This window comes from Herbaspirillum sp. NPDC087042, assembly GCF_044745245.1.
In the GTDB taxonomy this organism is placed as follows: domain Bacteria; phylum Pseudomonadota; class Gammaproteobacteria; order Burkholderiales; family Burkholderiaceae_D; genus Herbaspirillum.
The window spans coordinates 465,763-480,507 of sequence record NZ_JBIUZW010000001.1; the positions used below are offsets into that span (position 1 = coordinate 465,763).

The following is a 14,745-nucleotide window of genomic DNA, read 5'->3' on the forward strand; positions in this document are numbered from 1 at the left end:
CGAGGCGGTTTCATGTAAATCCGCTTTGCGCTCCTTGTCTCCCCGCGTTAACATGGCGGCAATGTTCCACGATCGCACTGCTCGCACGCCTGCCATGACGAACCGCTTACATCCGCGCCGCCTGGCCGCTTTCCTGCTGTCCCGCTTGCTGCCGGTCCGTTTGCTGCTGGCCACTGCCTGCACGCTGGCCCTGGTCAGCGCCCTGCCGGCCCAGGCCGTGGACCTGTCGCTCAAGACCCTGCGCGTGGGCAACCTCTCGCGCACCTATTTCTCCGAACGCAGCGGCGTGGGTGAAGCCCAGCCGCTGATCATCGCGCTGCATGCCAGCGGCTCCAGCGGTTCCATCCTGGCACGCGCCACCGGCCTGACCGAGATCGCCGAGGCCGCCGGCTACATGATCGCCTACCCCAACGGTACCGGCCTGGCCATCGATGCACGCACCTGGAATTCGGGCGGCTGCTGCGGCTATGCGCAGATGCACCAGGTCGATGACGTGGCCTTCCTGCGCGCACTGATCGACAAGCTGGTGTCCGAGGGCCTGGCCGATCGCGAGCGGGTCTACCTGGTCGGGGTTTCCAACGGCGGCATGATGGCCTACCGCATGGCGGTCGAAGCGCCCCAGCTGTTCAAGGCCGTCGCCGTGGTCAGCGGCGTGCTCGACGTGCCGGCCGACACCGTCAAGGCTGCCATGCCGGTCTTGCACATCCATGGCAGCGATGATCCCTTCATCCCCTTCATGGGCGGCATTGGCAAGCAAGAGGTATCGCAGTTGCCGCGCATCTCGGTGGCCAAGACCATCGAAGCCTGGGTCAAGGCCGATGGCGCCGATCCCAAGCCGGCCATCAACGATATCGCCGACACCGCAGGTGACGGTACCACCATCCGCCAGTACACCTATCACAGCCCCAGCGATGCGCAGGCCGTGGTGCTCTACGAGGTCAAGGGCGGCGGCCATGCCTGGCCGGGCGGCGCTGCGCCCATCATCAATGGCGGCAAGACCTCGCAGAACCTGGATGCCTCGCGCACCATCGTCAGCTTCTTCAATGCCCATGGCGGCGGCACCAGCGAACAGGCCCAGGACGATAGCCTGCCGCCTGGCGCCACGCCGATTAAGCCAGCAACCGCACCGGCACCGGCCGCCCCCGTGAACGCGCCCAAGCCGGTCGCGCCTGCCGCGACCCTGCCCACGGCACCACCCCGCAAACCTTTCATCACGCGCTGAGACAGTACACGCCATCGACATCGAAATGGCACTATCATAGGAGCCAGCGTTCAATCCTCCTTGCCATCACAATGAAAAGATTCATCACCAGCGTCCTGATCGCCGTCGTCCTGTATTTCCTGCTGCCCTTCGTGACCAAGTTCATTCCCCACTATCGCCTGGCGGTGTACTGCATCACGGCCGGCATCGTCTCCTTCGCCATCTCGGCGCTGATGGACAAGACCTGAGCCCTGCACCGCATGAAAAAACGGCCGCCACGTTGAACGTGGCGGCCGTTTCTACTTGAGCGCGGAAATGACGGGATCGCGGCGGATCAGCACTCGCCGCGACGCTCATGTCCGGGCGGACAGTCGCGGCCACGACCACGGTCGTGATCACGGTCATGGTCGCGGTCGTCATCGCGATGATCGTGGCGGTACTCCTCGCGCGGCGGCGGACCGTTGCGCCAGCCGCCACGGTCGAGCTCCCAGCCACGCGGGCCTTCGCGCCAGATCGGCTGGGCATAGACATAGCCGGGGCGCTCGCGCAGCCAGTGGCCTTCACGCCAGAAATGGCGGTGACCATCCCAGTCCCAGAATCCGGGGATCCAGACATAGCCGTGACGCGGCGGTGGCAACACCTCGGTACGCGGTGGTGGCGGCGCACCGATGTTGATATTGACCGACACCTGGGCCTGGGCCACAGGAACCAGGGCGGACGCCGCGGACACGGCGATCAGGGTGGCGAGTATTATTTTTTTCATGGCAACAAATCCATCAGGGTGATAACAACTTTCAGACCTCAACCGGCCCGCTACGGTTCCGCATGGGACATGAAGAACGGCACGCAGGCCGGCGCGGCTGCCAACGATATCATCGCTGGCTTGATCGTGCAGCACGGGGCGTCTTGCCTTATCCGCCCTTGGCGCTCTTGAACATGGCCTTGATGCCGCGAATCGCCTGGCGGATGCGGGACTCGTTCTCGATCAGGGCAAAGCGCACATACTCGTCGCCATATTCGCCGAAGCCGATCCCGGGCGAGACGCAGACCTTGGCCTCTTCCAGCAGGATGCGCGAGAACTCCAGCGAACCGAACTGGCGATACGGCTCCGGGATCCTGGCCCAGATATACATGGACGCCTTGGGCACATCGACCATCCAGCCCGCCTCATGCAAGCCCTTGACCAGCACATTGCGGCGCCGCTCGTAGTTGGCGCGGATCTCTTCCACGCAGGACTGGTCGCCCTCCAGCGCCGCAATCGCCGCCACCTGCACCGGCGTGAAACTGCCATAGTCGTGATAGCTCTTGATGCGCGCCAGCGCCGCCACCAGGCGGGCATTGCCGACCATGAAGCCGATCCGCCAGCCGGCCATGTTGTAGCTCTTGGAGAGCGTGAAGAATTCCACCGCCACCTCGCGCGCGCCCGGCACCTGCATGATGGAAGGGGCTTTCCAGCCATCGAAGGTGATATCGGCATAGGCCAGGTCATGCACCACCAGGATCTGGTGCTCGCGCGCCAGCTTGACCACGCGCTCGAAGAATTCCAGCTCCACGCATTGCGCAGTCGGATTGGAGGGGAAGCCCAGGATCATCATCTTGGGCTTGGGATAGCTCTCGCGCACCGCGCGTTCGAGCTCATCGAAGAAATCCACGCCCGGGCTCATGCGCACCGAGCGGATATTGGCGCCGGCGATGACCGCGCCATAGATATGGATGGGATAGCTGGGATTGGGCACCAGCACGGTATCGCCCTTGTCCAGCGTGGCCAGCATCAGATGCGCCAGGCCTTCCTTGGAACCGATGGTGACGATGGCCTCGCTGTCGGGATCGAAGTCCACCTCGTAGCGGCTGCGATACCAGTGCGCGATGGCACGACGCAGACGCGGGATCCCCTTGGAGGACGAATAGCCATGCGTATCCGGGCGCTGCGCCACCTCCACCAGCTTCTCCACGATATGCGGCGGCGTGGGACCGTCGGGATTGCCCATGGACATGTCGATGATGTCCTCGCCGCGGCGGCGCGCGGCCATCTTGAGCTCGGCAGTGATGTTGAAGACGTAGGGCGGCAGCCGTTCGATACGTGGGAAGCTGACCGGGAAGGCCTCGGCAGGTACAGCGGAGGAAGACGAAGCGGAGGAAGAAGAAGCGTCAGGCGTGCGCGAGGAATCGCGCGAATCTGCGGATTGCGTCATGAGGGTCTTTCACGTAAGCGCCCGGAACCGTCCGAGCGACGTTGGAACGAATGTTCCGCGAAAGATTCTATGCGCGATGCCGCAGATGCACAAGCGCGATTTTCTGCTGCGCCATCGGGGACGGCTACTCGTACTTGCGCGCGTCCTCGATGACCTTGCCATCGTTGGGCAGGCTGCCCGGTGCCACCAGCAAGACCTCGCCGCGCAACTTGGTGACGTCGCGCAGACTGCCTGCCAGCGCCCCCACGTCGATGCCCGGATTGGCCGGATCACCCACTTCGCAATGCAGGGTCATGATGTCGTTGGCCATCTCGCCCGAGACCACCAGGCGCGCCCGCAGCACGTCGCCATGCCGGCGCACCACGTCAGCCACCTGGGAAGGATGGACGAACATGCCGCGCACCTTGGTAGTCTGGTCGGCCCGCCCCATCCAGCCCTTGATGCGGGTGTTGGTGCGCCCGCAGGGAGACACGCCCTGCACCACCGCCGACAGGTCGCCGGTGCCGAAGCGGATCAGCGGATAGTCGGGATTGAAGGAGGTCACCACCACCTCGCCGACCTCGCCCGGGGCCACCGGATCGCCCGTGCCGGGACGCACGATTTCCAGGATCAGCGACTCATCCAGCACCATCCCGGGATGGACCTGCCCCTCGCTCATGGTCTCGTAGGCGATATTGCCGATATCGGCCGAGGCATACAGTTGCAGCACCTGTGGCACGCCGTGCGCATGGAACCAGGCGCGCAGCGACGGCGGCAAGGCCTCGGCACTGACCAGGGCGCGCTGCACGCTGCTGATGTCGGCGCCCATTTCCTGCGCCTTCTCGATGATGATCTTCAGGAACGACGGCGTACCCACATAGGCATCGGGCTTCAAGGCCGTCATGGCATTGACCTGCAGTTCGGTCTGGCCGATGCCGGCCGGGATCACCCCGCAGCCCAGTCGCGCCGCACCGCCCTCGACCATGAAGGCCGCCGGCGTGAAATGGTAGGCAAAGCAGTTCTGCAGCAGATGTCCGGGCTGCAGTCCGAGTGCCTTCATCGGGCTGGCAAAGCGCCACCAGTCGGCCCCGTGACCTTCGGGATCGAAGATCGGCCCCGGCGAGACGAACAGCCGGCGCAAGGACCGTACCGGTGTGGTATTGAGGCCACCGAAGGGACTCTCGTGCGTCTGCAGGTCCTTCAGGTCGGACTTGCGCGTCACCGGCAGGCGCGCCAGGTCGCCGCGCGAACGGATCGCCTGCGCCTCCACGCCCTGCAGGATGCGCGCCCAGCCGGGCGCTGCCTGTGCGCGTGCCACCAGTTGCGGTAGGGCCTGCATCAATTGGTCTTCGCGCTGCCCGGCATCACGCCGCTCCAGCGCATCGAGTTCTGCCAGCACCAGCCTGGGATCAGCCATGATGCCCTCCCCTCAGGCCAGCCAGCGCTTGCGGCGCCGATAGAACTTCATGTCGCGGAAATTCTTGCGCCCGGCCGCCGAGACGCCCAGGTAGAACTCCTTGACGTCCTCGTTATCGGAGAGATCGCTGGCAGCACCTTCCATGACCACGCGGCCATTCTCCAGGATGTAGCCGAAGTCGGCATAGCGCAGCGCCACCATGGTGTTCTGCTCGGCCAGCAGGAAGGACACCTTCTCCTTGCTGTTCAAGTCCTTGACGATCTCGAAGATCTCTTCGACGATCTGCGGCGCCAGTCCCATCGAGGGCTCGTCCAGCAGGATCATCGAGGGCTTGGCCATCATGGCGCGGCCGATGGCGGTCATCTGCTGTTCGCCGCCAGAGGTATAGCCGGACTGCGACTTGCGCCGCACCTTCAGGCGCGGGAAATAATCGTAGATCTTTTCCAGCTCCTGCCTCACTTCGGCATTGCTGATGCCGCGCGTATAGGCGCCGGTCAGCAGGTTTTCTTCCACGGTCAGGTGGCCGAAGCAGTGCCGTCCCTCCATCACCTGGATCACACCGCGCTTGACCAGATCGTTGGGGGTCATGCGGTCCACGCGCTCGCCACGGAACTCGATGCTGCCCTTGGTCACGTCGCCGCGTTCGGCATGCAGCAGGTTGGAGATGGCCTTGAGGGTGGTGCTCTTGCCCGCGCCATTGGCCCCCAGCAGGGCCACGATCTTGCCCTCGGGCACATCCAGCGAGACGCCCTTCAGGACCAGGATCACGTGGTCATAGATGACTTCGATATTGTTGATCGACAGTGCCTTGCCCGCTGCTGCGTTGGACGCAGCCGGCACGGCGGTCGAAATGGGTGTGGCGTTCATGTGCATTCGCAATCCGAAAAAAGCGCCGGTAGCCATGGGAGACGTGCAAGGCCACCGGCGCAAGCGCCTACTTCATGCAGGCAGGAGTGATGCCTTTCTCTTTTGCGTATTTGGCGGCGGAGGCCTTGAACAGCGGGTGGATCAGGTTCTTGTTACCCTCGATCCAGTCCGACACCAGCACCCACTTGCTGCCATCCCATTGCTGGATCCTGACCTTGCCCGAACCCTCATGGTTCTCGCAGGAGGTCTTGATCTCCGGCAGCAGGCCGGTAGCGCCCAGGGCCTTCAGGCGGGCGTCGGTGATGTTGAGGTTCTCCAGGCCCCAGCGCACCTGTTCGCCGCTCATGACTTTTCCTTTGCCGAACTTGTCTTGTGCCGTGCGCACCGCTTCAACGGTCGCAATGGCCGCCGACACGCCGCGGTTGTAGAGGATGGAGCCGAGCTTGTTCTTGTCCTGCATGTTGCCGCGGCCCGCGCCGTAGACCACCTTGTCGATATCGGCGATCACCGGCACATCCTTGCCGGCCACGTTCCAGGTAGCCGACAGGTAGCCCTTGGCGGCTTCGCCGGCGGGAATGGTGTCTTCCTCGGAACCGGCCCACCAGGAACCGATGATCTTGTCACGCGCGAAGCCCACCTTCTGCGCCGCCTTCAGCGCGGTCTGGTTCATCACGCCCCAGCCCCAGAAGATCACGTAGTCGGGGTTCTCCTGGCGGATGCGTAGCCACTGCGCACCCTGCTCGTTGCCGGGGTGCGCCACCGGGATCTCCACCAGCTTGAACTTGCCGATGGACGACTCGGCCTGCAGCGCCACGATGGGTTCCTTGCCATAGGCCGAATCGTGATACAGGAACACGATCTTCTTGCCCGCCAGCGAACCGCCGTTCTTGGTCGCCAGGTACTTGACGATGGCCGAGACCTGCATCTGGTAGGTCGTCACCAGCGGGAAAGCATATGGGAACACCGAGCCATCCACCGCATCGGTGCGGCCATAGCCGATCATCAGCAATGGCACCTTGTCTTCGGCGGTCTTGTCGATCAGGGCATAGGAGATGCCGGTGGCCATCGGGTTGATGGCCGTGCCGTGGGTCACGGTATTCTTGTTCTTCATGCGCTCGTAGCACTCCACGCCCTTGGCGTTGTTGTACTCGGTCTCGCACTCTTCCCAGGAGAGCTTGACGCCATTGACGCCACCTTCCTTGAGATTGACGTAGTTCAGGTAATCGACATAGCCGCCATAGTAGGACTGGCCATTGGTGCCATACGGCCCGACCCGGTAGCTGGGGATGGCGATGAACTGGTCGCTAGTCTGCGCCAGCGCCGGCACTGCCGCCGACAGCAGGCCGGCCGCGCAGGCGGTGGCCAGCACCAGCTGCCTCAGATGCTTCATGCTTTTCATGGTCTCGTCTCCTTTATGTTGTCGTTGCCGACTTTTATCGGGCACCGGTGTCCCGGCCCTTCCTACCTTGAATCGAAGATGCGGCGCGTCAGTGCGGGAACGGCCACAGGCGCAGTTTTTCCTTGGCGATCTGCCACAAGCGGGCCAGTCCGTGCGGCTCGGCGATGAGGAAGAAGATGATCAGCGCGCCGAATACCATCAGCTGGATATGCGACACCGTGGCATTAGTGAACGGCAGGTGCAACAGCTCGGCCAGCGGCGGCAAGGCGTTGTCCAGGAAGATCGGCAGCAGCAGGATGAAGGCCGAACCCAGGAAGGAACCGAGGATGCTGCCCACGCCACCGATGATGATCATGAACAGGATGCGGAAGGACAGGTCCAGCGAGAAGCCATCCGGCTCCACCGACCCGAGGTAGCAGAAGGCGTAGAGTGCGCCGGCCACACCGCAGTAGAAGGAACTCACCGCAAAGGCGGTCAGCTTGGTGCGCATCAGCGGGATGCCGATCACCTCGGCGGCCACATCCATGTCGCGCACCGCCATCCAGGCGCGGCCGGTGGAAGAGCGCACCAGGTTCTTGGCTACCAGCGCGAGCACGCTGACGATGGCCAGCACGAAGAGATACTTGCGTACCGGCGTGTCGATGGCCAGGCCAAAGAAATCGATCTTGGGCGTACTGATCACGCCCGAGGAACTGTCATTGGAGAACCAGGAAAACTTGGTCAGCGCCCACACCACGAAGAACTGTGCGGCCAGCGTGGCCACGGCCAGGTAGAAGCCCTTGATGCGCAGCGATGGCAGCCCGAAGAGCACCCCCACCAGGGCCGCGCAGCCCCCCGAGAGCAGCAGCGTGGCGACGATGGGAATGCCCTCGATGCGCAGCTGGAAATTGTAGGCCGCGTAAGCCCCCACGGCCATGAAGGCAGCCGAGCCCAGCGAGAGCTGGCCGGCGTATCCGGTCAGCACGTTCAGGCCCAGGGCTGCCAGGGCAAACACCAGGAACGGCACCAGGATGGCCGAGAACCAGTATTCGTTGCCCAGCAGGGGCACGCCCAGGAAAGCAAAGGCCATGAACAGCGTGAAGATGATCCGGTCCTGGCGGATCGGGAAGATCTGGCTGTCGGCGAGGTAAGTGGTCTTGAATTGTCCGGCTTCACGGTACAGCATTGCATCCTCCTTGTTGCTGGATTGAAGAGCCCGTTCGGGCTGAGTAGCCGCCCCAGGCGGCGTATCGAAGCCTGCGCGCAAGCTCCCGATCACGGAAACTGCCCTTCGATACGGCCTTCGGCCTACTCAGGGCGAACGGCGTCATATCGCCATCATTGTTTCGCCCCACTGTCATACCCGGTCGATATGCCGCTCACCGAACAGCCCTTCCGGCCGCACCAGCAGGAACAGCAGCGCGAACACATAAGGGAACCAGCCTTCGATGCCGCCGAAGTTGCCGCCGAAGGCATCCTGCATCACCGGCGGAATATAGATCTCGGCCAGCTTCTCGGAAGCGCCGATGATGAGCCCGCCCACGATGGCGCCAGGAATCGAGGTAAAGCCGCCGAGGATAAGCACCGGCAAGGCCTTCAGCGCCGTCATGGTCAGCGCGAACTGCACGCCATTGCGCGAACCCCACAGCAAGCCCGCCACCAGCGCCACGAAGCCGGCCACGCCCCAGACCACCGCCCAGATATGCTGCAGCGGGATACCCAGCGACAGCGCGGCCTGGTGATCGTCGGCCACGGCACGCAGCGCGCGGCCCACCTTGGTCTTCTGGAAGAACAGCGCCAGCGCCGCCACCAGGGCCACCACCATGCCCGAGGCAAACAGGTCGAACTTGGAGAGGCCGATACCGAGGCTGTCCATCACCGACTGGATCGGTTCATCGACGATGCCCAGGTCGATGGGACGCACCTCGCTACCGAAGAGCAAGGGGCCCAGCCCTTCGAGGAAGAAGGTCAGGCCGATGGTGGCCATGAACAGCGTGATGGGCGGCTGGTTGACCAGCTTGCGCAGCACGAAACGTTCGGTGGCCAGCCCCACCAGGATCATCACCACGAAGGCGCCGATGATGGCCGCCCACATCGGCATGCCCTTGTCCATCAGGCCCACCACCGCCAGCGCGGCAAAGTAGACCATCGCGCCCTGGGCGAAATTGAACACGCCCGAGGCCTTGTAGATCAGCACGAAACCCAGCGCCACCAGCGAATACATCAGGCCGGACAGCAGGCCACTGAGCGTCACTTCGAGAAAGAATTGCATATCGTCTCCTTGCTACCGCCTTCGATATCGTTTTTATTATTTATATTATTTTGTGATTTCCACCCTGCCCGGCCGCACGCTCAATGCGAGGTACCTAGATAGGCCTTGATCACTTCCGGATTGCCCATCACCTCGTCCGGGGTGCCGTCGCCGATCTTCTTGCCGTAATCCAGCACCACCACGCGGTCCGAGATATCCATCACCACGCCCATGTCGTGTTCGATGAGGACGATGGTGGTGCCGAACTGGTCATTGACGTCCAGCACGAAACGGCACATGTCCTGTTTTTCTTCCACGTTCATGCCGGCCATGGGTTCGTCCAGCAACAGCATGCTGGGTTCGGCCGCCAGCGCCCGCGCCAGTTCGACACGCTTTTGCAGACCATAAGGCAGGCGCCCTACCGGCGTCTTGCGGATATGCTGGATCTCCAGGAAGTCGATCACCTCCTCCACCTTGCGACGGTGCTCGATTTCCTCGTTGCGTGCCGCGCCCCACCACAGGGCATTCGACAGCAGGCCCGAGCGCATCTTGGTGTTGCGCCCGGTCATGATGTTGTCCAGCACGGTCATGCCCTTGAACAGGGCGATGTTCTGGAAGGTACGTGCAATGCCCTGGCGCGCAATCGCGCTGGGCGGCATGCCACGGCGCGACTGGCCGCGATAGAGGATGTTGCCCTTCTGCGGATGGTAGACGCCGTTGATGACATTGATCATCGAACTCTTGCCGGCGCCATTGGGGCCGATGATGGCGCGGATCTCGTGTTCGCGCACATCGAAGGAGATATCCGTCAGGGCACGCACGCCCCCGAAGGACAGCGAGATGTTCTGCAGGTCGAGGATGACCTCGCCGATGCGCCGGCCGCTGGCGGTGACAGCCGCCTGCTCGTCGGGACTGGTCACCGGCGGCATCCCCGAGGGGAGGATTTCTGAGGACAGGTGTCGTTTCATGGTCGTGTTCATTCAGCGATGGTCTGGTTCGGGCTACGCTGGTGGCCGGGCATGTGGCCCGGGACGAGAAGGCGTTTTTCTCAGGCGGCGCTTTGCAGCGTCTTGTAGGTCTTGGCGTCGGCGATCCTGAGGTCGGCAGCGATCATGCCCTGGCGACCATCCTCGAACTTCACCTGCGTCTCGATGTACTGGGAGGGCTTGCCCTCATAGAGCGCCTCGATGAGCAGCGCGTACTTGTCGGCGATGAAGCCGCGCCTCACCTTGCGGGTACGGGTCAGCTCCTCGTCGTCGGGATCGAGCTCCTTGTGCAGCACCAGGAAGCGATGGATCTGCGAATCGGCCAGCAGCGGATCGGCCACCAGGTCAGCATTCACCTTCTCCACGCACTCGCGCACCAGCTCGTAGACGGCCGGATTGGCAGCCAGGTCGGTATAGCCGCTATACGGCAGGTTGCGCCGCTCGGCCCAGTTGCCCACCGCATCCATGTCGATGTTGATGAAGGCCATGCATTGCTCGCGGCCATTGCCGAAGGTCACCGCCTCCTTGATGAAGGGGAAGAACTTCAGCTTGTTCTCGATGTACTTGGGCGCGAACATGCTGCCGCAGGCCATCTTGCCGACATCCTTGGCGCGGTCGATGATCTTGAGATGACCGTCGCTGTCGAAGAAGCCGGCGTCGCCCGTATGGAAGTAGCCATTGGCGTCGATGGCTTCAGCGGTGGCTTCGGGACGCTTGAAGTATTCCTTCATCAGTCCGGGCGAGCGCACCAGCACTTCACCGCTGTCGTCGATGCGGACTTCCACGCCCTTCATCGGACGCCCCACGCTGTCGAGCTTGACGTCGCCCGAGGGCTGCATGCACACCGTCACGCAGGTCTCGGTCATGCCATAGAGCTGCTTGAGGTTGATGCCCAGTGAGCGATAGAAGTCGAACAGGTCCGGGCCGATGGCCTCGCCGCCGGTATAGGCCACGCGCAGGCGCGACATGCCCAGCACGTTCTTCAGCGGGCCATACACCAGGAAATTGCCCAGCGCATATTGCAGGCGATCCAGCAGCGACACACCCGACTTGCCGTCGAGGATACGCATGCCGACCCGGCGCGCCACGCCCATGAAGCCATGGAACATCTTGCGCTTGAGCCAGCCCGCATCCTCGATACGGATCATCACCTGGGTCAGGATGTTTTCGTACACGCGCGGCGGTGCGAAGTAGTAGGTCGGGCCGATCTCGCGCAGGTCGGTCATCACCGTATTGGGTGACTCCGGGCAATTGAGGCAGAAGCCGGCCACGTGCTGCTGGGCGAACGAATACAGGAAGTCACCCACCCAGGCCAGTGGCAGGTAGCAGAGAATGTCGTCGTTCTCGTCGAGGTGGTCGAACTCCACCAGCGTGCGGGCCGTGGTGACCATGGCCCGGTGCGAGTGGCACACGCCCTTGGGCTTGCCGGTGGTCCCGGAGGTGTAGAGGATGATGGCCACATCGTCAGGGCTGCCGGCATTGACTTCGTTCTGGAAGAAATCCGGATGGGCGCGCTCGTAGGCGCGGCCCAACTCCTGCACGCGGGCAAAGGAGAGCAGTTCGGGCTGATGGTAGTTGCGCATGCCGCGCTCATCGTCATAGATGACGTGGGCGATGCGTGGCAGTTGCTCCTTGATCTCGAAGACCTTGTCGACCTGTTCCTGGTCTTCGGCCATGACGAAATCGACATTGGCATCGGTGAGCACATAGGCCATGTCGGCCGCCGGTGCGTCCTGGTACAGCGGTACCGGCATGCCTCCCAGGGCCTGCGCCGCCGACATCGCCCAGTACAGGCGCGGGCAGTTGTTGCCGATGATGGCCAGGCTCATGCCGCGCTTGAAGCCCAGGGCGGCCAGGCCGCAGGCAAAGGCGCGCACCTCATCGGCCACCTGGCGCCAGTTCGTGGTCTGCCAGATGCCCAGGTCCTTCTCGCGGAAGGCCGGCCGCGTGGGGCGGCTCTGGGCATGCGCCAGCAACAGCCGCGGAAAGGTCGCGGCATCCTTGTCTTGTCTCGTCTCCACCATCTTCCCACCTTAGTGTGCAGGTTCGAAAGATTCGCCTCGGTCTCTTGTCTCGGTCCCTGAAGCGAACCCGGTGTCGGATCAGTCTGTGCCGCCAGGCTTACGCTGCTCTTACTGCGGCATCGATCGGCCTGGTGTGCCAGCTGTCCTGTCTCTATTTCTCTTTATTTCCTTCTCCGGGCCTGAAGCCCTTTTTTGCGATGATAGTAGAGTCAGTTGTTGCCAGTGGATGTCATCTCACGGACAATTGACAAAACTTTTGATATTGCGACGCATCATCATGGAGACACCAATACGACGCATGCTGTCCAAGAGCATCTGGGCGCAGGCACTGACGGAAGACCAACTGGCCCGGGTGGAGTCGGAAGTGGTCAGCCGCAAGATTCCCGCCGGCGGTTACGTCTGCCGCAAGGGCGATCCGGTCGCCCACTGGATCGGTGTGCATGAAGGCTTGCTGAAGATGAGCAGTGTCTCGCCTGAGGGCAAGACGGTTTCCTTTGCCGGCATGGCCAATGGCGGCTGGCTGGGAGAAGGTTCGCTGCTCAAGGACGAGCCGCGCAAGTACGATGTGGTGGCACTGCGCGAGAGCGAGTTGCTCTACATGCCCAAGTCCACCTATATCTGGCTGCTGGACAACAGCATTCCCTTCAACCGCTTCCTGGTGACGCAGTTGAACGAGCGCCTGGGGCTGTTCATCTCGCTGGTCGAATACGACCGCATGCTGGAACCCGATGCCCGCGTGGCGCGCTGCCTGGCAGCCCTGTTCAATCCCTACCTCAATCCGGGCATCGGCCTGAACCTGCAGATCTCGCAGGAGGAAGTCGGCAATCTCTCCGGCACGTCGCGCCAGCGCGCCAACCAGGCCTTGCAGGTGCTGGAGAAGGCTGGGCTGCTCAAGGTCGACTACGGCAGCATCACCATCAATGACCTCGATGGCCTGAGGCAATTTCCCGGCTGACTTCACCTATCCGGTCACCCCGGGCAGACATGAAAAAGCGCGGCCAGGCCGCGCTTTTTTCAGATGCGCAATCGATTGCGCACGGACAGCAAAAAACTGCTCAGGCTGTGCCGGAAACCGGTCCCGTCTCCCCTGCCTCACCCATGCGCGCCGGACGGTTGCGGTTGCGCCAGTAGATGCCCGTGTCGGCTACGGTGCCCATGAATTCCTTGGGATCGGTGGACTTGACCACGTAGCCATTGGCGCCGAGTTCATAGCTCTGGTTGATATCGCGCTGGTCGTCAGAGGACGAGAACATCACCACCGGAATGTGCGACGTCGCGGCATTGGACTTGATGATCTTCAGGAAATCATGCCCGCTCATCAGCGGCAGGTTCAAGTCCAGCAGGATCAGGTAAGGATGCAAATCCTTGCGGCTGGCATAGTCCCCCTGGAAAAAGAATTCCTCGGCCAGTTCCGCATCGGCAAACCAGGTCAGCTTGTCGGCCAGCTTGCGCGTGCCCAGGGCCAGGCGCGTCAACTCGGCCACTTCCGGGCTGTCGTCGACGAGGATGATGTCATATTGCTCGATATCCATGGATGGATCGCTTTCTTCAGTAAATTTCAAGCTGGAACTCTTCTTGTTGGTCTGACCATTTCCTGGTTCCGCCGCAACGTCTACGCTCCCCTCGCATCCACGTTGCCGCCCCATCTTGTCAAACAGGAAATTGTCCAGCATCGGCGAAATACCAAAAAACCAGTGCCGACGCCGATTCCAGCACTGTCAGGGGATTATTGCACAGGCGATTTCAAAAGGAATCAGATTTTTCCTGACGGCCATCCGCCTCGCCGATCGCCATGTCTCACTTGTCCGGCGTGGCGATGCCGGTGCGAATGGCATAGCGCACCAGGCCGGGCACGTCGCGGATATCGAGCCGCTCCATCAATTGCGCACGGTGCGTCTCGATGGTCTTGGCACTGACGTTCAACTGGTAAGCGATCTCCTTGGTATTGTTGCCCTCGGCAATCAATTGCAGGATCTCGCGCTGCCGTGGCGTGAGCACTTCCACCGGCGTGCCGTTCTGGGCCACGCGCTTCATGTAGTTGTCCAGGGCCTCGCGCGAAATGTGCGAATCGAGGTACTGGCGACCATGCTTGACCTCGTAGAGTGCCTTCTCCAGCTCGGTAGCGGCCGAATCCTTGAACAGGTAGCCATTGGCGCCGGCATTCAAGGCCTGCATCACGTATTCCTCGCTGCCATACATCGACAGCATCAGGAAGCGGATGGTCGGATAATCGCCCCGCAGGCGGCGCAGCGCCTCCAGTCCATTCATCCCTTTCATGGCGATATCGAGCAGCACCAGGTCGGGGTTGAGCTTGGGGATCATCTCGATGACCTCGGCGCCATCGGACGCCTCGCCGACCACTTCCACGCCGGGCATGGCGGTCAGCAAGGCTTTGATGCCACTGCGCACCAGCGCGTGGTCGTCGGCCAGCATGATTCGGGTGAGCATGG

General features: G+C 62.6%; 14 protein-coding genes. 3 read left to right on the top strand and 11 right to left on the bottom strand.

The genetic code is table 11. From position 1 onward, the window contains the following. Positions 1 to 94 precede the first annotated feature (94 nt). Entirely contained in the window at positions 95 to 1,222 is a 1,128-nt protein-coding gene (locus ACIPHN_RS02070; protein ID WP_400432015.1) for an alpha/beta hydrolase family esterase, read from the top strand. Positions 1,223 to 1,293: 71 nt separating this feature from the next. After that, positions 1,294 to 1,449 carry a hypothetical protein gene (locus ACIPHN_RS02075; protein ID WP_400432018.1) on the top strand — a complete coding sequence of 52 codons (156 nt, stop codon included), beginning with the start codon at positions 1,294 to 1,296 and terminating at the stop codon, positions 1,447 to 1,449. Positions 1,450 to 1,535: 86 nt separating this feature from the next. Here the strand turns inward: ACIPHN_RS02075 and ACIPHN_RS02080 are convergent, their stop codons facing one another. The 9 genes from ACIPHN_RS02080 to ACIPHN_RS02120 all read right to left on the bottom strand — a co-directional run bounded on the left by ACIPHN_RS02080 (position 1,536) and on the right by ACIPHN_RS02120 (position 12,295). Beyond that, positions 1,536 to 1,964 (bottom strand): YXWGXW repeat-containing protein, encoded by a 429-nt coding sequence (locus tag ACIPHN_RS02080; RefSeq protein WP_400432021.1) that lies wholly within the window; start codon positions 1,962 to 1,964, stop codon positions 1,536 to 1,538. A 148-nt stretch (positions 1,965 to 2,112) separates the two neighbouring features. Then, positions 2,113 to 3,393: an alanine transaminase gene (gene alaC, locus ACIPHN_RS02085; protein WP_400432024.1), complete on the bottom strand. Its 1,281-nt coding sequence runs from the start codon at positions 3,391 to 3,393 to the stop codon at positions 2,113 to 2,115. A gap of 124 nt (positions 3,394 to 3,517) precedes the next feature. Further along, a complete protein-coding gene (locus tag ACIPHN_RS02090) occupies positions 3,518 to 4,789 on the bottom strand; it encodes a phenylacetate--CoA ligase family protein (RefSeq protein WP_400432026.1) in 1,272 nt (423 codons plus the stop codon). Between the two features lie 12 nt (positions 4,790 to 4,801). After that, positions 4,802 to 5,662, bottom strand: coding sequence for an ABC transporter ATP-binding protein (locus tag ACIPHN_RS02095; RefSeq protein WP_400432029.1), 861 nt, complete (start codon positions 5,660 to 5,662; stop codon positions 4,802 to 4,804). A 61-nt stretch (positions 5,663 to 5,723) separates the two neighbouring features. Next, positions 5,724 to 7,055, bottom strand: coding sequence for an ABC transporter substrate-binding protein (locus ACIPHN_RS02100; RefSeq protein WP_400432032.1), 1,332 nt, complete (start codon positions 7,053 to 7,055; stop codon positions 5,724 to 5,726). 88 nt (positions 7,056 to 7,143) lie between these two features. Next, the gene (locus ACIPHN_RS02105; RefSeq protein ID WP_400432035.1) at positions 7,144 to 8,220 is read right to left on the bottom strand and encodes a branched-chain amino acid ABC transporter permease; all 1,077 of its coding nucleotides are present in this window, start codon (positions 8,218 to 8,220) and stop codon (positions 7,144 to 7,146) included. Between the two features lie 171 nt (positions 8,221 to 8,391). Beyond that, positions 8,392 to 9,306, bottom strand: coding sequence for a branched-chain amino acid ABC transporter permease (locus tag ACIPHN_RS02110; RefSeq protein WP_400432038.1), 915 nt, complete (start codon positions 9,304 to 9,306; stop codon positions 8,392 to 8,394). Between the two features lie 80 nt (positions 9,307 to 9,386). Then, positions 9,387 to 10,265, bottom strand: coding sequence for an ABC transporter ATP-binding protein (locus tag ACIPHN_RS02115; protein WP_400432041.1), 879 nt, complete (start codon positions 10,263 to 10,265; stop codon positions 9,387 to 9,389). Between the two features lie 68 nt (positions 10,266 to 10,333). Further along, entirely contained in the window at positions 10,334 to 12,295 is a 1,962-nt protein-coding gene (locus ACIPHN_RS02120; protein ID WP_400432044.1) for an AMP-dependent synthetase/ligase, read from the bottom strand. Between the two features lie 298 nt (positions 12,296 to 12,593). On the opposite strand from ACIPHN_RS02120, the gene ACIPHN_RS02125 reads away from it, so the two are divergent. Further along, positions 12,594 to 13,250 (top strand): Crp/Fnr family transcriptional regulator, encoded by a 657-nt coding sequence (locus tag ACIPHN_RS02125; RefSeq protein WP_400432047.1) that lies wholly within the window; start codon positions 12,594 to 12,596, stop codon positions 13,248 to 13,250. A gap of 100 nt (positions 13,251 to 13,350) precedes the next feature. Here ACIPHN_RS02125 and ACIPHN_RS02130 read toward each other — a convergent pair whose 3' ends face one another. Together ACIPHN_RS02130 and ACIPHN_RS02135 are read right to left on the bottom strand one after the other, a co-directional pair. Beyond that, on the bottom strand, positions 13,351 to 13,827 hold the full coding sequence (locus ACIPHN_RS02130; protein WP_400433161.1) for a response regulator: 477 nt from the start codon (positions 13,825 to 13,827) through the stop codon (positions 13,351 to 13,353). A 265-nt stretch (positions 13,828 to 14,092) separates the two neighbouring features. Then, entirely contained in the window at positions 14,093 to 14,743 is a 651-nt protein-coding gene (locus ACIPHN_RS02135; RefSeq protein WP_400432050.1) for a response regulator, read from the bottom strand. Positions 14,744 to 14,745: the final 2 nt, after the last annotated feature.